The following is a 25,125-nucleotide window of genomic DNA, read 5'->3' as shown; positions in this document are numbered from 1 at the left end:
CGGCCGGGCGGGTCAGCCGTCCGGCCACCACGTTCGGGCGATGTCCTTGCGGACCTCCGGACGTCCGGCAGGGCGTTCGTCGTCCTTCTCACGGATTCGCCGGGAGTCCGTCTTCTTCAGGGGCTTCTGCAACGTCATACGGCGCATGGCGGCCTCCTTCAGTGCCTACCGAGTTCCGCGTTCTCACGGAGGTAGACGCTTTTGGCGAGCGTTCCTCATCGGCGCAGGTCTGTCAGTGGCCGCTGTCACGATTCGATTGTCAGTGGCGGGTGTCACTCTTGAGCACATGCCGAACGACAGTGACGGGACGACCGCACCGCGTGTCGACTGGGACGCCGCGGCCGCCTCCTTCGACGACGAACCCGACCACGGCCTGCGCGACCCCGAGGTGCGCGGTGCCTGGGCGGAGCGGCTGCGCGACTGGCTGCCCGAGAGCCCCGGCGACGTCCTCGACCTCGGCTGCGGCACCGGCAGCCTGTCGCTGCTCGCGGCCGAACAGGGACACCACGTCACCGGCGTGGACCTGTCCCCGGCCATGGTCGACCTGGCCCGCGCCAAGCTCGCCGGACGTGACGCGGTGTTCCTGGTCGGCGACGCGACGGCGCCCCCGGTGGGGGCGCAGCGATACGACGTCCTGCTCGCCCGGCACTTGCTGTGGGCCCTGCCCGACCCTGCCCGGGTCCTGCGCCGTTGGAGGGGGCTGCTGCGCCCCGGCGGACGGCTCGTCCTCGTCGAGGGCGTGTGGGGCACCGTCAGCCCGGTCGGCATACCGGCCGAGCAGCTCGCAGGCCTCCTCGCCCCGATCGCCGGGCACGTGCGCGTGGAGCGGCTGTCCGGCGACCCGCTGCTGTGGGGCAGAACCGTGGACGACGAGCGGTACGCGGTGCTGGCCCGCCTGTGATCGTCAGGCCAGCAGGGCCTCGAAGCCGCTGTCCAGGGCCAGGTTCTCCAGGGTGTTCAGGGCCGTCATTGCTGCGGATGCTGCCTCCGGGTCCGTTTCCAGGAGGTTGCTCTCCTCGAACTCGTCCTCGTCCAGGCGGCGTACGTCCGTGCCCTCGGCCGAGCGCCACAGGTCCAGGTCGAGGTCCTCGACGACCAGCTCGGTGCCGGAGAGCGTGGCCGGGCGGGTGATGTCGCAGTACCAGCCCTTGAGGGTGCCGTCCCCGGCGCGGACCTCCTTCACCGCGTACCAGCGGTCGCGCCAGTAGTACTCGACGAACACGTCCCCGGGCTCGAAGCGGACGAAGCCGAAGTCGCGGACGCCCTCGCCGGCCCAGGGCGCGCGCACCGTGACGCGGGTGCCGTCGTCCGCGAGCAGCTCCGCCGGGTAACGGATCTTCGTACGGCCGCCCTTGAGGAGGACGACCTCCACCACCGGCCCGGCGTCAGCCGAGTTCGCGGACATACCGCACCTCCGTCGCGCAGATCTCGTACCCGAACCACTTGTTGATCGCGAGCATCGGCTCGTTGCCGGTGTCGTTGCCCGTGAACGCCTCCGTGTACCCGGCCGCGCGGGCCCGGTGCAGGGTGTCGTTCTTGGCGAGCTTGGCCAGACCCCGGCCGCGGAAGTCGCGGGCGGTGCCCGTCATGCCGGTGCTGTAGCGGGTGCCGCCGTCGGTGTGCGCGGCGCTGAAGGCGGCGGGCCGGCCGTCGACGACCGCGATGGTGGTCAGTTCGAGGTCGGTGAGCGGGTGGCGCCAGGTTTCCTCCAGCCACGCCTCGTAGTCCGTGAGCTCGGCGGAACCGGCCTCGCTGGGCTCGTCCGCCGTCGTCGCCGCGTCCAGTTCGAACACCGGGCGCGGGTCGTCGGCGAAGTCGGCGGCGGTGCGCAGCTCGACGCCGGGCGGCGGGTCCTGGAGGAGCGGCAGCGTGCCGTTCGCGAGGTCGAGCCGCAGGAAGTGGGCGGAACGGCCCGCGCGGTAGCCGTGCGCCTCGGCGAAGGAGCGGTTGCCCGGCCCGTCCAGGACCCAGGCGAGCAGCCGGGTCGCGCCGAGGCCCGTCAGGTACTCCTCGGCGGCGCGCACCAGGAGCGTGCCCGCCCCACGGCGGGTGCGCTCGGGGTGCACGTACACGTTGACGAAGCCCTGCAGCGGGCCCGGGTTCTCGTGCAGCAGGCCGACCTGCGCGGTGCCGATGATCTCACCGGCCTCCTCGGCGACGAGCGGCCGGAAGCGGGCGTCGGGATGCGTGTGCGCCAGGTCGTAGGCGACGGAGTCCGGGGTGATGAGGAAGAACGGCAGGGCGCTGTGGCGTACGGCGCCGAAGCCCTCCAGGTCGGCCCGGACGTCGGGCCTGATCTCGCGCACGATGACAGTCATGGGACCGCACGTTAAGCGCGGGGCCGTCCGTGTGCCTCTCATTTTCCGGGGGGTGCGGGACAATCACCTTCGTGACCTTGAAGATCCACATCGATGACAGCGCGCCGCCCTACGAACAGGTGCGGGCGCAGATCTCCGAACAGGCGCGGGCCGGAGTGCTGCCGGTCGGGTACCGGTTGCCGACGGTGCGCGGGCTCGCCGAGTCGCTGGGCCTCGCCGCGAACACCGTCGCCAAGGCGTACCGGGCACTGGAGACGGACGGGGTGATCGAGACACGGGGGCGCAACGGCACGTTCGTCGCCGCCGCGGGCTCGGCGGCCCAGCGGGAAGCCGCGTCGGCCGCGCAGGCGTACGCGGACCGGGTCCGGCGGCTGGGCCTCGACGAGGGGGACGCCCTGGCCGCCGTACGGGATGCGCTGCGGGCGGTGTACGACGAGGGCTGAGCGCTCCGCCGGGAGTGCAGTGGTGTGTCGTCGTTCGTCCGCGGATTCGTCGTGGCTGGTCGCGCAGTTCCCCGCGCCCCTTTGGGGCGCTCAGCGGGTCGGTGTGTTTTCCGGTGCTCGTGTCACCGTCAGGCCCGCCCTCGTCGCCGCCCGGGCGAAGGCCGCCGCGTCGTGGACCGCCGCTCCGCCCGGGTCGTTGTTGAAGTAGGTGTAGATGTCGCGGCTGTCGGGCCAGGTGTCCGCGATGCGGGTCAGCCAGGTCGCCAGGGACTGGCTGCCGTAGCGCGGCCAGGGCCGGGCCCGGCCCTGGTGGAAGCGGACGTAGCCCCAGTCGGTGGTCCGCCACAGCGGGGTGACCGGGCGGGCCCGGATGTCGGCCCAGCACAGGGCCGCGCCCCGCGACTCCAGTACCTCGCGCACCGTCCGCGTCCACCAGGAGTCGTGGCGCGGCTCGACCGCGACCCGGGTGCCCGCGGGGAAGCAGGCGAGGCACGCGTCCAGCAGGCCCGGGTCCCCGCGCAGGGTCGGCGGGAGCTGGAGCAGGACCGGGCCCAGGCGGTCGCCGAGGTCGGCGGCGTGGCTCATGAGCCGGTCCACCGGTTCCCCGGGGTCCCGCAGGCGTTTGATGTGGGTGAGGTACCGGCTGGCCTTCACCGCGATCACGAAGTCCGCGGGCACCCGGTCCCGCCACGCCTCGAAGTTCGCCCGCGAGGGCAGCCGGTAGAAGGCGTTGTTGATCTCGACCGTCGCGAACCGGGACGCGTACTCCTCCAGCCAGAGCCGCACCGGGCGGCCCTCCGGGTACAGGACGCCCCGCCAGTCCTTGTACTGCCACCCCGACGTGCCGACGAACAGGGTCATACCTCCATCGAAGCACTCCCCGTCACGGCACGTGCGGCACTACAGGTACAGCCCCGCCTCCGCCCCGGCCCGCGGCTCCGGCAGCGCCGTCGGGGAGGTGCCGCGCCGCAGCGCGTACAGCTCCGCCAGGGTCGCCCCCTCGCGGCCGACCCCCTCCTCGGTGCCCAGCCAGGTGACCGCCTCGGCCCGGGTCAGCGGGCCGACCTCGATCCGGGCCAGGCAGCGGCCCGGACGGACCACGGCCGGGTGCAGCCGCTCCAGGTCCTCGTTGGTGGTGACCCCGACCAGGACATTGCGGCCCTGGCCCAGCAGTCCGTCGGTGAGGTTCAGCAGCCGGGACAGCGCCTGCCCGGCCGTGTGCTTGGCCTCGCCGCGGATCAGCTCGTCGCAGTCCTCCAGGAGCAGCAGCCGCCAGCGGCCCTTGCCCGTGCCGTCCTCCTCGCCGATCGCGATGTCCATCAGATAGCCGACGTCGGAGAAGAGGCGCTCCGGGTCCAGGACGCAGTCCACCTGGCACCAGTCCCGCCAGGACCGGGCCAGCGTGCGCAGCGCGGAGGTCTTGCCGGTGCCCGGCGGGCCGTGCAGGAGCAGCAGCCGGCCCGCGATGTCCTCGGGGGTCGTCTTCATCAGGCGGTCCATCGCGTCCGCCACGGGCGCGGTGTAGTTGGGCCGCACCTCCTCCCAGGTGCCCGCCGAGATCTGCCGGGTCGTGCGGTGCGGGCCGCGTCTGGGGGAGACGTACCAGAAGCCCATGGTCACGTTCTCCGGCTGCGGCTCGGGCTCGTCCGCGGCGCCGTCCGTGGCCTGGTCGAGGACCTTCTGGGCCAGGTCGGCGGTGGTCGCGGTCACGGTGACGTCGGCGCCGCGGTTCCAGCGGGAGACCAGCAGGGTCCAGCCGTCGCCCTCCGCGAGGGTGGCGCTGCGGTCGTCGTCGCGGGCGACGCGCAGCACCCGGGCGCCCGGCGGCAGGAGCGTCGCCCCGGACCGTACGCGGTCGATGTTCGCCGCATGCGAGTACGGCTGCTCGCCCGTGGCGAAGCGGCCGAGGAACAGCGCGTCGACGACGTCGGACGGGGAGTCGCTGTCGTCGACGTTGAGCCGGATCGGCAGTGCTTCGTGCGGGTTCGCAGACATGGCGCCATGATCCGGCACGCATGCCCGTCGCGCACGGGATTTCCCTCTGCCGAAACCTGCCCGTCCGCCCGTCCGCCCCATTACCGTTGCCCTCAATGGGACGTCATGGGTGGAATTCGGGGGCACGGCGGTGGCGCTTCACCGCGCTGCTCGGTGTGGGCGTGGTCGCGCTGGCCCTGGTCGTGACCCTGCTGGCCACGCTGCCCGGCAACGGCGGCGACACCAAGGGAACTTCGCCCGACGGCGACAAGGTGCACGGCACGCCGGCCGCCACCCCGGCCGCGTCCGTGCCCGAGGTGGGCTGGGGGTTCACCCACACCCAGTACAGCGCCGACGAGGGCGACGGCGCCGCGGTGGCGCGCGTCGAGAAACGGATCGAGGACGCCGGCGGGCTGCCGCAGATCCAGCACGTCATGGGCTGGGGCGCGAGCAACCCCGAGCCGGTCAAGGGGCGCTACGACTTCGCGGCGATGGACCGCCGCATCGACTTCGTCCGCGCCTCCGGCAGCATCCCCGTCGTGACGCTGTGCTGCGCCCCGGACTGGATGAAGGGCGGCGAGCCCGGCGTCGAGCACACCGACTGGAGCCAGGCCGCCCTGGAGACCGCGCCGGACCCCGAGCACTTCGACGACTACGCCGCCCTCGCCGCGACCGTCGCCAAGCGCTACCCGGACGTACGGCACTTCATCGTCTGGAACGAGTTCAAGGGCTTCTGGAACGACGCCGAGGCCCGCTGGGACCACGAGGGCTACACGCGGCTGTACAACGAGGTCTACCGGGCCCTGAAGGAGGTCGACCCGGACATCATGGTCGGCGGGCCCTACCTGGTCATGGACAGCCTCGACCCGCGCGAGGCGCACGCCTCCCCGTCCCTGAAGGGCAGGTGGGGCGCGCTGGACCAGCGGGTGCTGGACGCCTTCGCCTACTGGAACGAGCACAAGGCGGGCGCGGACTTCGTCGTCGTGGACGGCTCCAGCTACACCCGGGACGACGAGCTGCTCCCCGACGAGTTCACGGCCACCGACAAGTTCACGGCCGTGGGGGAGTGGGTGCGGCGGCAGACCGGCGACGACCTGCCGCTGTGGTGGGCCGAGTACTACGTCGAGCCCGCCGACGCCGACGACGAGCGCGAGGGCTGGTCCGAGAGCCGCCGGGTCGCCGTCCAGGCCGCCGGAATGATCGCCCTGGCCAGGGGCGGCGCCACCTCGGGCTTCTACTGGAACCCGCAGAACGAGCAGGGCACCGACTGCCCCGGCTGTCTGTGGACGCCCACCGACAGTGCCGACGGCGGGCGGAAGCTGCCCATGTTCGACCTGGTCAGCCGGTTCAACGCCACGTTCCCGCCGGGCACCGCCCACCGGCCGGTGACCGCGTCCGCCGACGTCCGTGTCCTCGCCACCGACAAGACCGCTCTCGTGGTCAACACCCGCGACCGGCAGATCAGCACGAAGATCGACGGGAGGACGGTCAAGCTCCAGGCCTACGAGGTCAGGTGGCTCGAACGCCCGGCCACCTGACCCCCTCGGCCCTGCTCACTTCATCGTCAGGAACCGCTGCACCAGCGCCGCGAACAGCACCGCCAGCAGCGGCAGCGAGAACCAGAAACTGCTCTGCAACCAGCGCAGTTGCCGCACCCCGGGCCGCACCGCGACCCGGACCACCTCGCGCGCCGTCAGCAGCACGATGAGTGCCAGCGCCGCCAGCGCCCCGACCACCGACCACGGCGTCCACGTCACCTTCGGCCCGATCGCGCCCGGATCGGCCTCCGGGACCTCGCCCGCCGGCTGCTCGCGCAGCGCGTACAGGGTCACGTCCTCGTTGACGAAGACCTTCTTCAGCTCCTGTCGCCGGTCGAGGTTGTGCAGCAGCCGCGGCTCCCAGGATTCCGCGTAGCCGACGTCCATCTGCAGATAGGTGACCTGACCGCGGTTGATCATCAGATACGAGTTCGGCCCCGCGTCCCTGAGCGCCTTGACCAGGCCCGACACCAGCACCGGGTCGGCCGGTGCCAGGGTCGGCAGGTACTCGACCCGTTCCATGTCCCTCGCACCCCACGGCAGCGACGGCGTCACGACGTTGACCGGGTCGTTGCTCAGCCACAGCAGCCGCGCGCTCGGCTTGTCGTGGGCGTAGACGTACTCCATCGCCGCGACCTCGCCGGGCCGGACCCGCTCGAACGGCTCGTTGCCCCAACGGGCCACCAGGAAGCCGCCGATGAGGACCAGGCCCGCCATGAACGCGGCCAGCGGGGCGAGGCTCACCCGGTCCTTGTCCCGCTCCTCGGCGGTGACGCCGGTGCGCGGGAACAGGGCGAGTCCGGCGAGCAGGGCCGCGCCGGGCAGGGCGAACATGAAGACGCGCAGGGCCATTTCGCCGCCGTAGCTCTGCATGCCGAAGCCGAGGAACGGGACGAAGGTGAGGACGAGCAGGGAGCGTTCGCGGTACTTGTGGTCGCGGCGGCGCCACCAGCCGTAGCAGGCTAGGGCCATGACGCTGCCGGCCAGCAGCACGCGGGTGTACAGCACCAGCTTGTGCGTCGAACTGCCGCCCTCGATGCGGCCGGAGACGGACGAGGACACATTGGAGCCGACGCCGCCGACCCCGCCGAACAGCTCGTCGAAGTGGCCGGACCAGTACGGCTCGGCCATGAACCCGATCCACGCCGTCACCATCACCCCGAACAGCAGGGGCAGGCCGCGCAGTTCGCTGCGGCCGACGAGGACCAGCACCGTGAGCACGCCCAGCATCACGAACGGGGTGAGCTGGTGGGCCGGGACGCTCGCCGCGAACAGCCCGATGACGACCAGCAGCAGCACCGCCCGCTGCCGCCGGTTCGCCGGTTCCACCTCCAGCTCCCCGGGCCGCACCTTCGTCCAGATCACCCGCGGCGCCCGGAACCAGACCAGCAGGATCGCCGCGAACACCAGGTACAGCAGATAGGTGAAGCCCTGCGGCGAGAAGTAGTCCTGGCCGACCCAGCCGCTCAGCACGAAGATCCAGATGCCGGTCCAGCGGGCCCGCCAGCTCGCCCGCATCGAGCGGGTCAGCAGGAACATCGGGACCAGGTACAGCAGTTGCATGGCCAGCGGCCACCAGCGGATGACCTCGGTGAGGTCCGAGACCCCGCAGGCCTGCGCCACGAACGAGGCCGCGGCGAAGAACCCGGGCCAGCTCCAGCGCGCGTCCAGGTCCGGTACGGCGGTCCCGGTGCGGTCGATGTAGTCGATGAAGCCGAGGTGCTGCCAGGCGGTGGCGAACCGCGGCTCGGTCTCGATCAGCGCCGGCAGGGAGTGCAGCGAGACGACGGTCGCCAGCAGGGTGACCAGCAGCAGCGTCCGGTGCTCGCGGCCCAGCCAGAGCAGCGAGGCGAAGACGGTGACCAGCAGCCCGGCGCCGACCAGCGTCGGCGTCGGCAGCACCGAGATCAGCCCGAGCCCGCCCATCTCGTCCAGGTCGGCCTCGCCGAGCCGGAGCGCGGGCACCCAGTACAGCAGCAGAGCGGCGATCAGCAGACAGCCGAGGACGACACCGACACGGGTGGGCTGCAGACGCTCGCGCGGGGAGACCTCCGGGGGCCGCTCCTCCCGTACCGCCGAAGGCTCCCGTACCGCCGAAGGCTCCAGTGCGGCCGAAGAGTTCGGTGCGGCAGAAGGGCCCGGTACGGCCGCCTTCGGCGCGGCCTCGAACGGTGCGTCCACCTCCGGCTCGCGCTTCTCGACCGGCAGCCGCGCCGCCCAGGTCGGCCGGTGCTCGGGCCGCACCACGGGCAGCCCGGTGGGCGGGGTGCCGGGGCCGGGCCGGACGTCGGGGCGGCGTTCCAGGTGGTCGAAGTCGACGTGGAGGCCGAGGGTGAGGGTGTCCGTGTCCGGCGCCCAGGCCGGCCCGCGTCGGCCTGCCGCCTCGGCCGCCTTGCTCGCGCCGAGGTCGGCGAGGTCGCCGTCGGGTGCCGCGTCCTCGGGCAGGTCCGGCGCGGACAACACCGTCCGGTACAGCTTGGGCGCGGCGATGGCGACGATCACCGCCAGCGAGCAGATCTCGGCGACGCCGGCCCCCGTCAGTCCCATGCGGGGCAGGAGCAGCAGCGTCAGCCCGAGCACCAGGGCGCACAACAGGCCCTGGAGCCAGGCGAGTCCGGCGGTGCGGCTCTGGGCGCGCAGCACCGCGAAGTACGTCTCCATCACGACCCGCAGCAGCGCGCCGACGGCGAACCAGCGCAGCAGCGGGGTGGCCGCGTCCGCGTAGCCCGAGCCGAACACGCCGAGGATCCACGGCGCCCCGAGGAACAGGACCGTCGAGACCGGCAGCATGATCCGGGCCATGCGCTTGAGCGCGGCCCGGGTGTTGGCGGCCAGCCGCCCCGGGTCGTGCGAGCCCTCCACGGTCAGGGAGGCGCCCATGTTGATGGCGAGCAGGTTGACCGTACCGCCGATGGTGGCGGTGATGTAGAAGTAGGCGTTGTCCTCGGAGCTGACCTGGGTGGCCACGATCACCGGGATGAGATAGACCACGGCGAGCGAGAACAGCGAGCCGGTGTAGTCGCCCGCGAGGAACTTCCCGATCTCCTTCACCGACGGCGGTTGCACCTGGTCCGCGGTGGCCTTCACATGCCGTGGCACCAGCCGCCGGAACACCAGCCAGCCCAGCGGCAGGACCGAGATCGCGATCGCCGCGACCCACGACACGAACACCCCGGTCGTCGGCACGGCCGCCGCGATCGCCACCAGCAGGCCCAGCTTCACCGCCGAGAACGCGGTGTTGCCCACCGGCACCCACGGCGCGCTGCGCAGCCCGGTCAGCACTCCGTCCTGGAGCGTGAGCAGGTTCCAGGCGACGACGGACACCACGAACCCGAGCGCGGGCAGCGGGCTGTCGAGGAAACGGAAGGACGGCCCCCATATGTCCAGGGTGAGCAGGAAGACGCCCGCGGCCAGCGCCACGACCATGCTGCTGCCCGCGTACGTACGGAAGATCAGCCGGCCGGTGGCCCGGCCCGCGACCGGGATGAAGCGGGCCAGCGCGCCGGTCAGGGCGACCGCGGTCAGGCCCGCGAGGAACTTCATCGCGGCGATCGCGGCGGACCCCTGGCCGACCGCCGACTCGGAGTAGTAGCGGGCCGCGACGAACCAGAAACCGAGACCGAGCACCGCGGAGACACCGGTGTTGATCATCAGTGCGTAGGCGTTGCGGAACAGCGGGCTGCCGCCGCGCGGGCGGCCCAGGCCGGGCAGGCGCAGGCGGCGTCCCGACGGCCCGGGCGGCTCGGCGCCGGGCTGCGGGGTCTCGGTCGTGGTCGTCGTGTCAGACACGGGAACGGATGGCCTTCCGGCGGACCTGTCGGACTCTGCGGACCATGGCGTAGCCCTTGGTCAGGGCCAGGTCCCGGGCGAACGTACGGGTGATCGCGCGGCCCTCGACCAGCCGCTGGAACTCCTCGATGCCGGTGGCGCGCCGCACGGTGACCCGGCGCAGGGCGTACGGCCCCTGTCGGCGGCGGGCGAGGCCGTTGCCGACGGCGAGCGCCTGGGCGTACCCGGTCTCGCGCACCGCCTCGCGCACCCGGCGGCTGGAGTAGCCGTACGGGTAGGCGAACGAGGCGGGTACGGTGCCGAGCCGGTCGGAGACGATCTCCTTGCACCAGATCAGCTCGCGGCGCAGGACGTCGTCCGGGAGCTGGTCGAGCTGCGGATGCGTGTGGCTGTGGCCGCCGATCTCCACGTCCGCCGCGGCGAGTTCGCGCACCTGGTCCCAGTCCAGCATGGTGTCCAGGGCCTCGCCGTTGTCGTGCGGGCCGCGCAGCCAGCCGGTGGTGACGAACAGGGTGGCGGCGAAGCCGTGCTTGGCGAGCACGGGCAGCGCGTGGCGGTGGACGCCCTCGTAGCCGTCGTCGAAGGTGATGAGGACGGGCCGGGCGGGCAGCGGGCGGCCCGAGCGCCAGTGGGCGGCGAGATCGGCCGTGCGGACCGGGGTCAGGCCCAGGTCCGCGATCAGGGCCATCTGCTCGCCGAACGCCTCGGGCGTCACCGACAGCGCGCGGGTGGCGTCGCCGGGCGCGGACGACACCGCGTGGTACATCAGAATCGGCACGCGTTCGTCTGCCGTGCGGGTGTCGTTGGCCGGCGGGCGTTGGCCGGTCGTGTCGGCCTCGCTGGTCGGCACGTGTTCGTCTGCCGTGCCCGCGCCGCTGGGCGGCGTGTCCGGCTCAGGCATCCGTGGTCACCTCGCCTCCCTCGATCGCCGCCACCGCGTACGTAGCCCCGCCCCTGCGGGCCCGCACGCTTCCGACCACATACCCGCCGGCCGCGGTGAGCACCCCGGCGACGATCGCGCCCGCCCGTCCCGCGCCGCCCGGCCGGGCCAGCACGGCGTCGCGCAGGCCGCGTGCCACCCCGGCCGGGAGGACACGCGTGGCGTACCGGCGCTCGGACTCAAGTCCCTTGTCCGCGCCGACACTTCGGGCCACCAGTGCCTTCGACAGGCCCTCGGCGTAGGCGCGCGTGCGGAAGTACCCGAAGTGCTCGCGCGCCTCGGGCACCCGGTGGTGGATCACCGCACGGTCGTCGATCAGCAGGACCGCGTCGGGTCTGGCCCGGGTGAGCCGGATGCACAGCTCCGTCTCCTCGCAGCCCAGCGGCAGCCGGTCGCCGTCGCGCCCGATGCCGGTGGCGAAGCCGCCCGCCGCGTCGAACGCCGTACGCCGGAAGGAGGCGTTGCCGCCCAGGACGTTGCGCACCCGCACGCGTCCGCGCGGCAGACCGCGGTAGGTGCAGCCCACCACCCAGTCGAACTCCTCCGGGAACCACGGCGGTCGGCGGCCCGAGGCCCAGATCGGCTCGGTGCGCCCGCCGACCGCCAGCACGCGCGGGTCGGCGTACGCCTTGGCGAAGTGCCGCAGCCACTCCCGTTCGGCCACGGCGTCGTCGTCGAGGAAGGCGATCACCTCGCCGCGACTGGCGGCGATGCCGGTGTTGCGGCCGGCGGACAGGCCACGGGGGCCCGCGTTGGCGAGCACCCGCACGTCCGCGGCCTCCTTGTACTCCTTGGCCAGACGCTCGTGGAGGGCCTCGTTGTGGTCGACGACCAGCAGGGTCTCCAGGGCCGGGCGGGACTGCGCCCGCACCGAGGCGACCGCCGCGAGGATGTCCTCCCAGCGGTCCTCGGTGTAGACGCAGATCACGACGGAGATGCCGGGACCGCTCAAGACAGCTCTCCCCGGACGGAGTCGAGCATCGGCGAGCGCTCGGCGCGGCGGCGCAGGTCCCGCCGGTTGGAGCGCTCCCTGAGAATCACGTTCAGCACCCGGAACCCGTCCCGCACCGCGCGCAGGTTGCTGGTGCCGTGGATGCGGAGGTACTCGTGACTGGGTATCTCCTGCACCTTCAGCCCCGCCTTGACCACCCGTATGTTCATCAGGGTCTCCACCTCGAAGCCGGTGCAGTCGAGGTCGATCTTGTCCAGGCAGTGCCGCCAGAAAGCGTTGTAGCCGTAGCAGAGATCGGTGTAGCGGGCGCCGAACTTGCGGTTGACGATCGTGCACAGCGCCCAGTTGCCGAGCTTGCGGATGAAGGTCATGTCGTCGGTGCCGCCGCCGTTGGCGAACCGGGACCCCTTGGCGAAGTCGGCGCCGGAGACGAGCGCGGAGACATAGCTGACGATCTCGTGACCGTCGGCCGAGCCGTCCGCGTCGACCATCACGATGATGTCGCCGGTGCATGCCTCGAACCCGGTGATCAGGGCGTCCCCCTTGCCCCGGCCACGCTGCTCGACGACCTTGACCTCCGGCCACAGCTCGCGGGCCACTTCGACGGTGCCGTCGGTGGAGTTCCCGTCCACCAGGACCACTTCGTGGATCCAGCCCGGCAGGGTCTTGAAGACGTACGGAAGGTTTTCCGCCTCGTTCATGGCCGGTATCACCACGCTCACCGGCGGCGCTATCGCCAGATGCGAGGACACGGGCTTGTACGCCCCTGCCGTGCGATGCGCGTCACCCGTGCTCGCCGGGCGCAGAACTGAGCTCATGAGTCTGGTCCCTCTCGTCCGGTGGGCCGCCCGCCCCTGGGCGGCCCGGCTCTGTGTCCGGTTCGAAAGGGGGGTTCTCACTCATGGCACGCGGAAGCACACCTCCATGAACTCCGTGCGCGCATGGTGAGCTGGCAAGTCTGGCCGGCCTCCGGAACACGGCAGCCGGTCGCGCGGCACGACCCGGTCACGGTTGTGGTCACCGAGCACCCCCCTACCGCGCCCCGCGCCGGGACCGTCGCGGTCCTGAGCCCTCCCCTGGGCCGCTGGGTGACAGTCCGATGCGGGTGAGATGTACGACGGTATTGATGATTGAGCCCGTATGGCAAGACCTGGAACCTGGTCTCACGGTTTTATCTGTTTTGGCCCGTTACCGACCTCCTGACCGCAGGTGCCCCAGCCGCTTGAGCAGCCGGTCGGCGGGTTCGAAGAACTCCGGCCGGGACTGCACGGTGTTGCGCAGCGCCCGGACCGGCGCACGGCGGGCGCGGTGCCCGACGGCCACGGGGTGGCGTCGTGTCACCCACCCCTCGGACACGCTGAGTTCGCGTGTCTTCAGGGAGTCCTTGTACTCCTTCTGCCCGCGGCCGAGATCCAGGTACGCGATGCCGTCGGCGGCGGCCGCCTCGGCCATGCGCAGATGCAGCACGAGACCCGGCGAGTACTTCGAGAAGGCCGGGTCGTACGCCGGGAACCAGCAGGCGAGCACCCGCTCGGAGCGCAGCCCGAAGTGGGCCGCGACCGGCCTGCCGTCCGCGTACAGCACCGACAGGATCCCGGCGAACGACTCGGATCGGGTGTGGAACAGCTGCTCCACGAGCCGGGTGATCCAGTCCTGGGCGAAGCGGTCGCTGCGGCCGGTGCGGCGGTACTGCGCCGACTTCCACTCCATCAGGACGCGCAGGGCGGCCGGGTCGCGCTCGTCGTGCACGTAGCGCACCCCCTCGTGGTCCCGGCCGAGCTTGCGGTCCTTGGCGAGGGTGGTCCGGGTGAACTTCGGCGACCGCTCCCGGAGCCGGCCGAGATAGGCCTCGTAGCCCTGGTCGATGTCCATCACCGGGGACGGGAAGGTGCCGGTGGCCCGCTCGGCGAAGGGCGCCTGGCCCTCGACGAGGTGGTCGAACTCCCAGACCGCGAGTCCGCAGGCGCGCAGCAGCTCACGGGCGTCCCAGTCGAACCCGGGCCGGTGCACCAGGCCCTGGGCGTCGGAGACCCCGAGCCCGATGGCGCGGCCCACACCGGCCGCCGATCTCTGGTACGGGAAGAACGCGGCGGGCTCGCCGTCCTCCCGTACGACCGCGATCCGCACCCCGCGCCGGCAGCGGCCGACGGCGAGCGCGAACTCCGGGGACAGGAAGGGGTTCGCCAGTTCCGGCGAGCCGTGCAGATGGGCCTTGGACTGCATCGCCGTCCAGGCAGTCCGGTCGGTGGCGGTCAGCTCGCCGGGACGGTGCACGCTGATGTCCACGTCAGTCTGTCCGCCTTCTGTCCGTACGGCCGCGCCCGCGTCGCACCAGGACGAGCAGGAGCATCAGGGAGCTGAGCGTGGTCACCACCACGATGCCGCCGGTGACCGACCACCGGTGCAGAGCCAGCATCCCCTGGGCCACCAGCATGTTGATGACGACCGCGCCCGCCACCGAGGCGAGGATCCGGCCGAAGGGTTCGAGGCCGCGCAGCGCGGCGGCGATGGCCGCGGCCGGGGCCGCTAGCAGGAAGAAGAGGGTGAACGGGCCGCGCAGCGGCGAGTCGGAGCCGGTCAGCGCGAGGAACGCGCCGAGGCCCGCCACGGCCGTCGCGGCGCCCGCGAGCAGCGCCGACAGGTCCCCGAGCGGTCCTGGTCGCGCGCGCTCGGCGCCGTCCGATGAAGATGTCTTGAGCCTTGATGAAGATGTCTTGAGCCTTAAGGTCTGCATTGGCGACTTTGCCCCCCGAAGCGCCGGATGCCGGGCTTCAATGTCGCGCAGCCCCGCGGCGGCCGTCAAGATGCCGATGACGGTCGCAGGGGTGTTCCCCGGAGACGGCGGACGCCTCCGGGGAACGGTCGTTCGAGTGCGGTGCTACGGCGTTACTGCACGAGCTTCAGCAGCCGGTTCGGCGAGCCGGACCCCGCGCTGGTGACCACGCCGGTGGTGGCTCCGGCGGTCAGGGCCGAGGCGACCTGGGCCGGGGTGGACGAGGGGCGGCCGGCCAGGTAGACGGCTGCGGCGCCCGCGACGTGCGGGGTCGCCATCGACGTACCGGAGATGGTGTTCGTCGCGGTGTCGCTGGTGTGCCAGCCCGCCGTGATGGAGGAGCCGGGGGCGAAGATGTCCAGGACCGAGCCGTAGTTGGAGTAGCTGGCGCGGGCGTCGGTGCTGGTGGTGGCGCCGACCGTGATGGCCTCGGTGACCCGGGCCGGGGACGACGAGGAGGCGTTGGTGTTGCTGTTGCCGGCCGCGATCGCGTAGGTCACGCCGCTGGCGATGGAGTTGCGTACGGCCGTGTCCAGGGCGGTCGAGGCTCCGCCGCCGAGGGACATGTTGGCGATCGAGGGGCCGGAGTGGTTGGCCGTCACCCAGTCGATGCCCGCGACCACGCCCGCCGTGGTGCCGGAGCCGCTGTTGTTCAGCACTCGGACCGCGACGATGTTCGCCCGCTTGGCGACGCCGTAGGTGGAACCGGCGATGGTGGAGGCCACATGGGTGCCGTGGCCGTTGCCGTCCTGTGCGACGTTGTCGTTGTCGACGGCGTCGTAGCCGTTGCGGGCGCGGCCGCCGAAGTCGCTGTGCGAGACGCGGACGCCGGTGTCGATGACGTAGACCGTCACGCCGCTGCCCGCGGAGTCCGGGTAGGTGTAGGTCCTGGACAGCGGGAGGGAGGTCTGGTCGATGCGGTCCAGTCCCCAGGGGGCGTTGGACTGCGTGGCGTCCATCCGGACACGCTGGTTCTGCTCGACCGAGGCCACGGCCGGGTCAGCGGCGAGTCTCCTGGCCTCGGTCGCCGAGAGGGTGGCGGCATAGCCGTTCAGCGCGGTGCCGAACGTCTTGTTCACCTTGCCGCCGTACCCCTTGATGAGGCTCTTGCCGGCGCTCGACGAGGCCTTGAGGCCTGCGCTCTTCTTGAGCGTGACGATGTAGCTGTCCTTGACCGCGGCGGGGGAGTCGGCGGCCAGGACCTTGCCCTCGGCCGGGGCGGCCTGGGCGGGAACTGCGGTGAGCCCTCCGACGAGGGCGGCGGTCGCCAGGCTGGTTATCGCGGCGATCCGGAGCTTCTTGCTACGCAGTTGTGCCATTACGAGGGAGTCCTCCTCATAGGCGGCGCGGGCCGGGGTGTGGCCCGCGTCTGTGGGGGGTGCGCACGGCATCGCGCGCACAGCCCTGGAGCGTCGCGTTCCGCCCCGGGCCGGGGTACAGCGTGGGCGATCAACTGCCGGCGGATCAAGGCAGTTGACGAGCAAACAACAAATCTGTCATGCGCACGTAATCGAACGCATGGTGAACGCACAGGAAGGGTCCTGGTAACGAACGGAAAGTCTTGGCATGGACACTTCCCGTCAACACGCGTAGTTGCTACGACAGTTATGGCAGAGATCCTGCTAAAGGGAGGTTCCATGAGACGTTCCCGAATTGCCGCTTACGTCAGCTCACTCCTCCTGGCCGCCGGTGCCGTCCTCACCGGGGCAGGCTCCGCGCAGGCCGCCACCGGCCCCTATGTGGCCCTCGGCGACTCCTACTCCTCCGGGGTCGGCGCCGGCAGCTACATCGGCTCCAGCGGCGACTGCAAGCGCAGCACGAAGGCCCACCCCTACCTCTGGGCGGCCGCCAACTCACCCTCGTCGTTCGCCTTCACGGCCTGCTCGGGCGCTCGAACGGGTGATGTCCTGGCCGGCCAGATGGGTCCGCTCAACTCCGCCACCGCCCTGGTCTCCATCAGCGTCGGAGGCAACGACGCCGGTTTCGCCGACGTCATGACCACCTGCGTCCTGCAGTCCGACAGCGCGTGCCTCTCGCGCATCAACACCGCCCGCGCGTACGTCGACTCCACGCTCCCCGGCAAGCTCGACAGCGTCTACTCGGCGATCCGCGCCAAGGCGCCGTCCGCCCGGGTCGTCGTGCTCGGCTACCCGCGCTTCTACAAGCTCGGCACCGCCTGCCTCGGTCTCTCCGAGACCAAGCGGAAAGCAATCAACGACGCGGCCGACTACCTCGACGCCGCCATCGCCCGCCGCGCCGCCGCGCACTCCTTCACCTTCGGCGACGTGCGCACCACCTTCACCGGCCATGAGATCTGCTCCGGCAGCTCCTGGCTGCACAGCGTCAACTGGCTCAACATCGGCGAGTCGTACCACCCGACCGCGGCCGGCCAGTCCGGCGGCTATCTGCCCGTCCTGAACCGTGCCGCGTGAGCGGTCATGACGTGGGGGAGGCCTCGTCCGTCGGGGCCTCCGTCACACACGTGACCGAGTACGCCACGGGGTCGGACTCGGTCCGGACCGGGTCGCGGACCTCGACGGTGATCTCGCCCTCGAAGGCCCCGCTGTCGTTCCGCGTGGTCACGAAGGCCCGGTCCTGCTTGGTCCGCGTGCCGCCCTCGGGGAACGAGAGCGTCCGCCACTGCGGATCCATCATCTCCTCGCCCTTCGACACCCAGCGGTAGCTGACCTCCGCCGGCAGCCGCCCCACCGTGAACGTCGCCGTGAACTGCGGCGCCTCGCCGTCGGGCGGCGGGCAGGCCCCCTCGTACTCCGTGTTCGACCCCGTCAGGTAGACCTGCACGGACTGCGGCGGCGGACTCGTCGTACGACTCTCGCTCGGGCTCGGTGTCGGGTTCCCGCCCCCGCCGGCGCCGTTGTCGTCCTCGGTCTCGCTCGGGGTGCTCCGCGTCGGCGCCCGGCTGGTGGTGGTCTCCCCTCCCGCGTCGCCGCCGTTGCCGCCGTCCCTGTTCAGCAGGGCGTACGTCAGACCCGCCAGGGCCAGGCAGAGCAGCGCCAGGCCCGCGACGACGGCCACGGAGGCGCGATGGCCGCGCTGGTGGGGGTCGCGGCCGGTGCCGGCCGGTGCCGGTGTCGTCGGGCCGGTCGGTGTGCGGCCGGTCGGTGGGGGCGGGACCGGCGGCTGGGGGTGCGCGGCGATCGTCGGGGTGTACGGCGCCGCCCGGAGCGTGTCCGCGCGCAGCGTGCCCCCGGCGCCGATGACCCGCAGGTCCTGCTCGGCCCGTTCGGCCGACAGCCGCTCGGCGGGGTCCTTGCGCAGCAGCCCCTCGATGACGGGGGCGAGCGCACCGGCCCGGACCGGCCGGGGCAACTCCTCGTCGACGATCGCGCGCAGGGTGCTCAGCGGGGTGTCCTGGCGGAAGGGGGAGTTGCCCTCGACGGCCGCGTACAGCAGCACGCCGAGCGACCACAGGTCGGACTCGGGGCCGGGCCTGCGGCCCAAGGCCCGCTCGGGAGCGAGGAATTCGGGCGAGCCGATGACCTCGCCCGTCATCGTCAGCGCCGAACTGCCCTCCACCATGGCGATGCCGAAGTCGGTGAGCACCACCCGGCCGTCGTTCGACAGCAGGACGTTGGCCGGTTTCACGTCCCGGTGCAGCACCCCCGCCTCGTGCGCGGCGCGCAGCGCCGACAGCACCTCGGCGCCGATGTGTGCGGCGCGCTGCGGCGGCAACGGGCCCTCTGCGTCCAGCAGTTCGGCCAGAGAGATGCCGCGGACCAGTTCCATCACGATCCACGGTCGGCCGTCCTGGGTGGCCACGTCGTACACGGTCACCACATTGCGGTTGGCCACGCGAGCCGCCGCCCACGCCTCGCGCTCCAGGCGGGCGTACATGCGCTGTTCCTCGGCGGCGGGCAGCCCGTGCGGGGCCCGCACCTCCTTCACGGCGACCTCGCGGTGCAGCACCTCGTCGCGGGCGCGCCACACGGTTCCCATGCCGCCCTCGCCGAGCGGGGACAGAAGTCGGTAGCGGCCCGCGATCACTCGTTCACTGCCCGGTGCGTCGGACACGGGCGCCCCCATTCGCATGCGCGCGAAATCTCCCTTTCCTCACAAAACTAGCTCAGCCGAGTGCGCTTGCCGCCCCCTGGAGCACCAATCCGATCCCCAGGGCTACGACGACCCCCGCGGACACCAGCGGTGCCGTCCTGCGGACCAGGGCCGCCAAGGGGTGGACGGCCCAGCGGGGACGCCGGTCCAGCAGCCGGCTCGCCCCGGCCCCCAGCCGGACCACGGCGAACCCGGCCGCGGTGAGCGTGAGGGCGAGCCCGAGGCCGTAGGCCACGACGAGCAGCAGCCCGAACCAGGCGTGTCCGAGCGCTGCCGCGCCCACGAGCACCACGACCGCGGAGGGACTGGGCACGAGCCCGCCGGCGAAGCCGAGGAGGATCGTGCCGCGCACGGTGGGGGCGATGGCGTGGGTGTGCGTGCGACCGCCGTGGGTGTGCGTGTGACCGTGGTGGGCGTGGTCGTGGTCGTGACTGTGGTGGGCGTGGTCGTGGTCGTGACTGTGGTGGTCATGGTCGTGAGCGTGACTGTGCTGCTCGTCGTGGTCGTGCCCGTGGGCGTGACCGTGGTGGCCGTCGTGGGCGTGGGCGTGGGCCCCGACCAGGACGGGAGCGGGCTCCGGGGCAGGGGCGGGGACGGGGGCATGACTGTGACCGTGGCCGCGGTGGTGCCAGGCCCTCCGGAGGAGCGTCACGCCCGCCGCCGCCACCAGGGCCCCGCTCGCGATGCCCAGCCACGTGATGACCGAGGGGGCGGCCGCCGAACCGGCCGTGACCAGCAGCCCCAGGGCGACCACGCCCAGGGTGTGGGTGACCGTCACCGAGGCGGCGAGCGGGAGGACGTCCTTCATCCGGGCCCGCCCGCCGCGCGCCGCCGCCACCGCGGCCATGAGCGTCTTGCCGTGGCCCGGGGCCACCGCGTGCATCGCGCCGAGGACCACCGCGATGAGCACGGCGAGGGCGGCGAAGCCGAAGGTGAGGTTCTGGCGGGCGACCAGGGAGTCCAGGGCACGGGTCCAGCGGTCGGCGCCGCGCGGCAGCACGGAGGCCGCGGGAGCGTCCCCCCGTTCCTCGACGAGAGCCGGTCCGCCGGGCCGGACCTGGAGGGAGGCGGAGGCGGTGTCGGCGGGGGAGGAGAGCAATTCCTCCGGATACTCGGACAGTTCGCGCGAGGACGACTCCTCCGGTACGTCCGACTCGGCGAGCGTCATCCGGTCGCCGCGCGCGGTGACCTCCCGCCAGCCCGGCCCGGCGTCCGCTCCCGCGCTCCGGAAGTCGAGACCGACGGAGGCGCCCTCGGGCAGCGGTGCGGTCAGCCGGCACTCCACCCGCAGGGTGTCGAGTCCGGCCTGGCCGGGACGCACCCGCGCCCGGCTGCTCTGCACGGTGAGCGTTACTGTGCGCCCGTCGACCGTGAGCCTGCTGCCCTCGGCCGCCGCCGCACACCGCCGCCCGGCCCACCGCGCCATGCCGAGTTCCGCGATGTCCGGCCCCGCCTGCGTCGCCGGGATCTCCGCAAGGTCCTCGACGTGATCGACGCGGAGGGCGCCGGAAGCGACGACGAGACCGTCGTAGCGGTTGACGGTGAAGTTGCCGAGGGGGTGCGCGCTCGCGGACGGGGGAGCGACGAGCACGAGCGCGCCGACGGCCGTGAGGACGGCCGCGCCGGAGGCGAGCGGACGACGGAGGGTCACCGGGCCGCCTCCAGGTCCTTGAGAGCCTTACGGGCCTCCCGCGCGCCCAGGGGCGAGAAGCCGGGGTTCAGCTCCAGGGCCGCCGCCAGGTGGGTGCGCGCCTCCCGCGCCCGGCCCGCGGCGTGCTCGATCATGCCGCGGTGGTAGAGGAACGCGGCGTTGCGGTAGCCGGTGGCCGTGGCCCGGCGGGCGTAGGGCAGGGCCTCCTCGGCACGGCCGTTGACGTACAGGGCCCAGGCGAGGGCGTCCGCGGTGTGCACGGTGCGGCGGCGGTCCCACTCGGCGCGGGCCGCGCGCAGGGCGGCGGCCTTGTCGCCGTGGTCGGCCGCGGCCAGCGCGGTGTCGAGATCGGCGTTGACGCCGTTGGCGCGGGCCAGCGCCGTCCAGGCGTCGACCAGGGCGTACTGGTCACCGGCCTTGTCCCGGTCGCCGCCCGCCTCGTACAGCTCGCCGAGCCCGACGAGCGGACCGGGCAGCGGGGAACGGGCGACGACGTCCGTCATGCCCCGCACGGCCTCGGCCGTCTTCCCGCGCGCGGCCTGCGCGCGGGCCCGGCCCTCCAGCGCCGGCAGGTAGGCGTCGTCGGCCGCCAGCGCCCGCGCGTAGTGCAGCAGCGCGGCCTTGTAGTCGCCCTGGTTCCAGGCGAGTTGCCCGAGCTGCGTGGCCACGTACGCCACGTCCCCGGGCGCGCTCGCGGCGTTCAGGGCCTGCTCCAGCACCCGGCGGGCGCCGGCCACGTCCCCGCGCAGCTCCCGTACGTACGCGAACCGTGTGAACACCGGGATGCCCGGCCGCCGGGTGTCCGCGGTGTCGGCCGCCTTCGACGCGTCGTCGTAGCGGCCGAGCTCCACGAGCGCGTCGATCCGGGTGGCCAGCGCCCGCTCGCTGTACGGGTTCTGCGCCAGGGCCCGGTCGGCGTACTCCAGGGCGCCGTCGAAGTCGTGCCGGGCCGCCGCGAGCGCGGCACGCCCGGCGAGTGCCTGGTCGTTGCCGGGCCGCACCGCGAGCGACCGCTTGAAGGCGCGCTCCGCCTGCGGGTACCGCGAGGGGTCGCCCTTGGTCCGCGCCTGCTCGACATACCCGAGCCCGAGCGTCGCCCACCCGGTGAAGTCCCGCGGCTGCTCCTGCAGATGCCGCTGCAGGGCGGAGACGCTCGCATCGAGGTCGCCGGAGGCGAGGACCGCCGGGGACACGGCGGCGACACGGCGCCCGGACACCTCCCGCCCGTCCCGCCCGGCCCCGATCGCAATCGACCCGGCGGTCATCGCGACGGCCAGCAACACGACACACAGGGTGAGTTGAAGCCCCGGCTTCCTCATGACCTCTCCTGAACTGGAAATCCGACGGTGGAACAGCGCCCCTCGGGGGGCGCGGGGAACCGCGCGACAAGCCGCGACGAACCCGCAGCCGAGCCCGCACCGCTCCCCACAACGGCGCCTAGTAGGCCCGCTCCCGCATCCGCCGCCACCAGAGCAACCCCGCCCCGACCAGGGCGACACCCAGGGCCCCGGCCCCGGCGGACGTCGCGATCAGCGTCATGTCATCGGAACCGGAACCAGCCGCCCCGGCAGGAGACAGCGCGTCCCCGAGCTGGCTGCGCACATCGGCGTCACCGGAGGTGCCCTTGGCCAGCGGGCCGCGCGAGCCGGCCGTCGGGTTGGCCAGGTACGGGAAGCTCTTGCGGAACTTCTTGTTGTTCTCGTCGACCGCGTCGCCCAGGTCGTTCTTCGCGCCCAGCAGCTCGCCCTCGACGACCTGGAGCGCGATGTCGATCACGTCGTCCGTGAGCCGGCGCCCGTTGGGGAAGCCCGCGTTGTCGCCGTCGAGCACGCCCAGCCGCTTGGGCTTGTGGGCCGGCGGGATGGAGGTGTTCAGGCGCAGCATCTCCGACGGGGTGACGTGCGGCGGCTGGTTGAGGCCCTCGACGCCCTTGAGGAAGACGTCGACGAGGTCGTTGCGCGGCTCGGCCGGTGCCGGGATCTTGTAGATCGCCTCGATCAGCTTCGGCAGTTCGGGGTTGGTGACGTTCTCCAGGAACTGGGCGTCCTCCCTGGGCGACGAGGCGTTGAACTTGTCCTTGTCCTTCAGCGGGTTGACGACCTCGTTGACCAGCGGGTTGCCCAGCCGGGAGACCTGGGTGAAGTACCCCTGGGCGTTCTTGCGCTGGGTCGTCGACCAGACGCCGATGATCGGCTGCTCCTTCGACTCCGTGAGCGCCTGCGAAGGCACCTGGAGGGCGATGGAGTTGACGTTGTAGCCCTTGAGGGTGTCCCGCCCGACCTCGGAGAGGTTTCCGCCGTACAGCAGGTCGAAGACGCGCAGGTCCAGGAAGAACGGGTCGTCGGCCTGTCCGGCGAACGTCTGTGCGCCGCCCGCCAGTTTGTGGATCGCCTGCTTGCGCAGGTCGTTGTACCTCGGCATCGACGCCTTGCCCACGTTCGACGGCGCCACCGGCACATCGTTGGCGATCTTCGTCGTCGAGACCACCTTCTGCTTCTTCAGCTTGAGCAGCTCGATGTCGTACGTCTGCGTGATGTTGAGGTCGGGGTCGTCCAGGCTCTCCACCGGACCGGTGTTGTAGAGGAACGTCTTCTCGTTCTTGACGTGCGTGGCGAAGGTGTAGCGGAACACCAGGTCGCCCTGCGCGTCACCGTTGTTGTCGATGTGGATGTCGTACTGGGCGTCCTCGGCGAACGTGAAGAAGTTCGGTCCGCCGGCCGGCTCCTCGAACGGGATCCAGTTCGCCACGATCGTCGTCGTGTCGGGCTTGTCCGGGCTGACGAACGCGTAGACGTCCGTGTTGTCGTACTGCGGGGTCCCCGAGATCAGCGGGGCCTCCCGGTGGCTGGAGGCGGCAGCCGCCCCCGGTTCCAGCGCGGTCACGCCGGCGGCCGCGAGACCTCCGGCGGCGAGCGCCCCACAGATGAGGGTGGCGATGCCCGCGCGTCCCGGGCCGCTCCTGGAGATAGGTGTCATGCCGTCCGTCCTCGTTTCAACTTGCCTGACGCACCGGCATTCGGAACGGGACGCGGGGCGGATTGGTCCGGGCGGAAAAATTTCTGCGACGGGGCCCGCGGGCCCTGCGCGCGGGGCGGCAAACTCATTTGGGTCGCTCCCGACCCGCGTTTTCGGCTCCCTGATCCGTAACCCCATCCGGAGGTGGGTGCGTTGCGAATACCTCGTGGGACGGGACGGCCCAGATGCGGTCTCGCGGGAGGGGGAGGCGAGTTGGAGGCGGACGAGCTGCTGATGCTCGTGGCAGGCGGCGACCAGAAGGCGTTCGAGGAGCTGTACGGACTGGTGTCCGGGCCGGTCTTCGGACTGGTGCGGCGGGTGGTGCGGGACCCGGCGCAGTCGGAGGAGGTGGCGCAGGAGGTGCTGCTCGAACTGTGGCGGTCCGCAGGGCGGTTCGACCCGGGGCGGGGCAGCGCCCTGTCGTGGATCCTCACCCTCGCCCACCGCCGGGCGGTGGACCGGGTGCGCAGCGCCCGCGCGGCCGGCGAACGCGAGCAGCGCGAGGCACTGCGCGCGAACCAGCCCGCCTTCGACCATGTCGCCGAGGAGGTGGAGGCCGGACTGGAACGCGAGTGGGTGCGCCGCTGCCTGGACCGGCTCACGGCCCTCCAGCGCCAGTCGGTCACCCTCGCCTACTACGAGGGCTACACCTACCGTGAGGTCGCCGAGCGGCTCTCGCTGCCGCTGGGCACGGTGAAGACACGGATGCGCGACGGGCTGACCCGGCTGCGCGAGTGCCTGGGAGGCGCCGCATGAGCCTGTTCCGCCGCGGGGACCTGCACTCCCTGGCAGCCCCCTACGCCCTCGACGCTCTGGAACCGGCCGAACGCGTGCGCTTCGAGAAGCATCTGAAGAACTGCGACCGCTGCGCCGCCGAGGTGCGCGCCCTGTCCGAGGACGCGGTCCGCCTGGCCTGGTCGACGGCGGCCCCCGCGCCGGCCGCCATGCGCGAACGGGTGCTGGCCGCCGTACGGACCACTCCGCAGGAGCCGGTGCGGGGGCGGGCGCGTGCGCCGCAGTTGCCGCCGCATGTGTGGGGTGCGCAGCCGCCGCCGCGGGTGCGCCGGCGTGTCCCGCTGTTCGTGCCCTTCGCCACGGCCACCGGCGCTGCGGCCCTCGTCGTCGCCGCCCTGTTCGCCGTACAGGCGAACGAGGCGCAGGACCAGTTGAACGCCGAGCGGGCGCAGGCACGTGAGATCGCCCACGTTCTGGCCGCTCCCGATGCCCGGGCGACCGCCGGGCAGGACGCGAGCGGCCGGCATATCGGTGTGGTCGCTTCCGCGTCCGAGGGGAGCGCGGTCGTCACCCTCGGGGGCTACGGTGACCCGCCGGGCGACCGCGTGCACCAACTGTGGCTCATGCGCCCCGGCGCACAACCGCGCTCCCTCGGGCTCTTCGACGGCGACACGCCCTTGGTGGCGTCCGGCCTGGACGAGTCGGCGACGTCACTGGCTGTGACCGTCGAGCCCGACGGCGGCTCGCCGCAGCCCACTACTCAGCCGGTTGTCCAACTCGCCCTGAAATCGGTTGGATTCGGAGAGTAATCAAGGACGCGTCGTCAACACCCTTACGGGGAAGGTGAATCCTGTGACCGCGATACACGAGTGCCCCGAGGGGGCGATAGGGTTACCCTGCCCGGGCCGGGTGGACTTGTACGGGTG

At 72.2% G+C, this 25,125-nt stretch carries 22 protein-coding genes; 6 read left to right on the top strand and 16 right to left on the bottom strand.

The genetic code is table 11. From position 1 onward, the window contains the following. Positions 1-12 precede the first annotated feature (12 nt). Positions 13-147 carry a hypothetical protein gene (locus tag ICC28_RS41055; protein ID WP_262928456.1) on the bottom strand — a complete coding sequence of 45 codons (135 nt, stop codon included), beginning with the start codon at positions 145-147 and terminating at the stop codon, positions 13-15. A gap of 139 nt (positions 148-286) precedes the next feature. On the opposite strand from ICC28_RS41055, the gene ICC28_RS05140 reads away from it, so the two are divergent. Then, complete coding sequence (locus ICC28_RS05140) at positions 287-901, top strand: class I SAM-dependent methyltransferase (protein ID WP_188287174.1); 615 nt, start codon at positions 287-289, stop codon at positions 899-901. A 3-nt stretch (positions 902-904) separates the two neighbouring features. On the opposite strand, the gene ICC28_RS05135 is transcribed toward ICC28_RS05140, so the two are convergent. Further along, positions 905-1,405 carry a DUF402 domain-containing protein gene (locus tag ICC28_RS05135; protein WP_188287173.1) on the bottom strand — a complete coding sequence of 167 codons (501 nt, stop codon included), beginning with the start codon at positions 1,403-1,405 and terminating at the stop codon, positions 905-907. Next, complete coding sequence (locus tag ICC28_RS05130) at positions 1,386-2,318, bottom strand: GNAT family N-acetyltransferase (RefSeq protein WP_188287172.1); 933 nt, start codon at positions 2,316-2,318, stop codon at positions 1,386-1,388. The genes ICC28_RS05135 and ICC28_RS05130 overlap by 20 nt, the downstream gene beginning before the upstream one ends. Positions 2,319-2,389: 71 nt before the next feature. On the opposite strand from ICC28_RS05130, the gene ICC28_RS05125 reads away from it, so the two are divergent. Continuing rightward, complete coding sequence (locus ICC28_RS05125; RefSeq protein ID WP_188287171.1) at positions 2,390-2,761, top strand: GntR family transcriptional regulator; 372 nt, start codon at positions 2,390-2,392, stop codon at positions 2,759-2,761. 90 nt (positions 2,762-2,851) lie between these two features. Here the strand turns inward: ICC28_RS05125 and ICC28_RS05120 are convergent, their stop codons facing one another. Both ICC28_RS05120 and ICC28_RS05115 read right to left on the bottom strand, forming a co-directional pair. Beyond that, positions 2,852-3,622 carry a DUF72 domain-containing protein gene (locus tag ICC28_RS05120; protein ID WP_188287170.1) on the bottom strand — a complete coding sequence of 257 codons (771 nt, stop codon included), beginning with the start codon at positions 3,620-3,622 and terminating at the stop codon, positions 2,852-2,854. A gap of 39 nt (positions 3,623-3,661) precedes the next feature. Further along, positions 3,662-4,756, bottom strand: coding sequence for a DUF5925 domain-containing protein (locus tag ICC28_RS05115; protein WP_188287169.1), 1,095 nt, complete (start codon positions 4,754-4,756; stop codon positions 3,662-3,664). 95 nt (positions 4,757-4,851) lie between these two features. Here ICC28_RS05115 and ICC28_RS05110 point away from each other — a divergent pair, with 95 nt between their 5' ends. After that, complete coding sequence (locus ICC28_RS05110; protein ID WP_188287168.1) at positions 4,852-6,273, top strand: GH39 family glycosyl hydrolase; 1,422 nt, start codon at positions 4,852-4,854, stop codon at positions 6,271-6,273. A 15-nt stretch (positions 6,274-6,288) separates the two neighbouring features. Here the strand turns inward: ICC28_RS05110 and ICC28_RS05105 are convergent, their stop codons facing one another. The 7 genes from ICC28_RS05105 to ICC28_RS05075 all read right to left on the bottom strand — a co-directional run bounded on the left by ICC28_RS05105 (position 6,289) and on the right by ICC28_RS05075 (position 16,046). Continuing rightward, on the bottom strand, positions 6,289-10,062 hold the full coding sequence (locus ICC28_RS05105; RefSeq protein ID WP_188287167.1) for a lipopolysaccharide biosynthesis protein: 3,774 nt from the start codon (positions 10,060-10,062) through the stop codon (positions 6,289-6,291). Continuing rightward, on the bottom strand, positions 10,055-10,828 hold the full coding sequence (locus ICC28_RS05100; protein ID WP_188287258.1) for a polysaccharide deacetylase family protein: 774 nt from the start codon (positions 10,826-10,828) through the stop codon (positions 10,055-10,057). Before ICC28_RS05100 ends, ICC28_RS05105 begins: the two co-directional genes overlap by 8 nt. A 127-nt stretch (positions 10,829-10,955) precedes the next feature. Next, complete coding sequence (locus ICC28_RS05095) at positions 10,956-11,954, bottom strand: glycosyltransferase family 2 protein (RefSeq protein ID WP_188287166.1); 999 nt, start codon at positions 11,952-11,954, stop codon at positions 10,956-10,958. Then, positions 11,951-12,772: a glycosyltransferase family 2 protein gene (locus ICC28_RS05090; RefSeq protein WP_188287165.1), complete on the bottom strand. Its 822-nt coding sequence runs from the start codon at positions 12,770-12,772 to the stop codon at positions 11,951-11,953. Before ICC28_RS05090 ends, ICC28_RS05095 begins: the two co-directional genes overlap by 4 nt. Before the next feature lie 370 nt (positions 12,773-13,142). Further along, a complete protein-coding gene (locus ICC28_RS05085) occupies positions 13,143-14,240 on the bottom strand; it encodes a GNAT family N-acetyltransferase (RefSeq protein WP_188287164.1) in 1,098 nt (365 codons plus the stop codon). A 1-nt stretch (position 14,241) separates the two neighbouring features. After that, entirely contained in the window at positions 14,242-14,688 is a 447-nt protein-coding gene (locus tag ICC28_RS05080; protein WP_223188347.1) for a hypothetical protein, read from the bottom strand. Between the two features lie 152 nt (positions 14,689-14,840). Further along, complete coding sequence (locus ICC28_RS05075) at positions 14,841-16,046, bottom strand: S8 family peptidase (protein ID WP_188287163.1); 1,206 nt, start codon at positions 16,044-16,046, stop codon at positions 14,841-14,843. Positions 16,047-16,364: 318 nt separating this feature from the next. Between ICC28_RS05075 and ICC28_RS05070 the strand changes: the two genes are divergently transcribed. Next, the gene (locus tag ICC28_RS05070) at positions 16,365-17,159 is read left to right on the top strand and encodes an SGNH/GDSL hydrolase family protein (protein WP_188287162.1); all 795 of its coding nucleotides are present in this window, start codon (positions 16,365-16,367) and stop codon (positions 17,157-17,159) included. A gap of 4 nt (positions 17,160-17,163) precedes the next feature. Here ICC28_RS05070 and ICC28_RS05065 read toward each other — a convergent pair whose 3' ends face one another. The 4 genes from ICC28_RS05065 to ICC28_RS05050 form a co-directional block, all read right to left on the bottom strand. Continuing rightward, the gene (locus tag ICC28_RS05065) at positions 17,164-18,777 is read right to left on the bottom strand and encodes a serine/threonine-protein kinase (RefSeq protein WP_188287161.1); all 1,614 of its coding nucleotides are present in this window, start codon (positions 18,775-18,777) and stop codon (positions 17,164-17,166) included. A gap of 34 nt (positions 18,778-18,811) precedes the next feature. Next, the gene (locus tag ICC28_RS05060) at positions 18,812-20,449 is read right to left on the bottom strand and encodes a sulfite exporter TauE/SafE family protein (protein WP_188287160.1); all 1,638 of its coding nucleotides are present in this window, start codon (positions 20,447-20,449) and stop codon (positions 18,812-18,814) included. Continuing rightward, positions 20,446-21,768, bottom strand: a complete 1,323-nt coding sequence (locus ICC28_RS05055; RefSeq protein WP_188287159.1) for a tetratricopeptide repeat protein — start codon at positions 21,766-21,768, stop codon at positions 20,446-20,448. The genes ICC28_RS05060 and ICC28_RS05055 overlap by 4 nt, the downstream gene beginning before the upstream one ends. 118 nt (positions 21,769-21,886) lie before the next feature. Further along, complete coding sequence (locus tag ICC28_RS05050) at positions 21,887-23,425, bottom strand: DUF4331 domain-containing protein (RefSeq protein ID WP_188287158.1); 1,539 nt, start codon at positions 23,423-23,425, stop codon at positions 21,887-21,889. 252 nt (positions 23,426-23,677) lie between these two features. On the opposite strand from ICC28_RS05050, the gene ICC28_RS05045 reads away from it, so the two are divergent. Both ICC28_RS05045 and ICC28_RS05040 read left to right on the top strand, forming a co-directional pair. Next, positions 23,678-24,220: a sigma-70 family RNA polymerase sigma factor gene (locus ICC28_RS05045; protein ID WP_188287157.1), complete on the top strand. Its 543-nt coding sequence runs from the start codon at positions 23,678-23,680 to the stop codon at positions 24,218-24,220. Next, a complete protein-coding gene (locus tag ICC28_RS05040) occupies positions 24,217-25,008 on the top strand; it encodes an anti-sigma factor domain-containing protein (RefSeq protein WP_188287156.1) in 792 nt (263 codons plus the stop codon). Before ICC28_RS05045 ends, ICC28_RS05040 begins: the two co-directional genes overlap by 4 nt. Positions 25,009-25,125 lie beyond the last annotated feature (117 nt).

It is taken from the genome of Streptomyces sp. TRM68416 (assembly GCF_014596915.1).
GTDB lineage: Bacteria > Actinomycetota > Actinomycetes > Streptomycetales > Streptomycetaceae > Streptomyces.
Note: the sequence above shows the minus strand (reverse complement) of the source record. Positions and strands in the feature narration are given on the sequence as shown.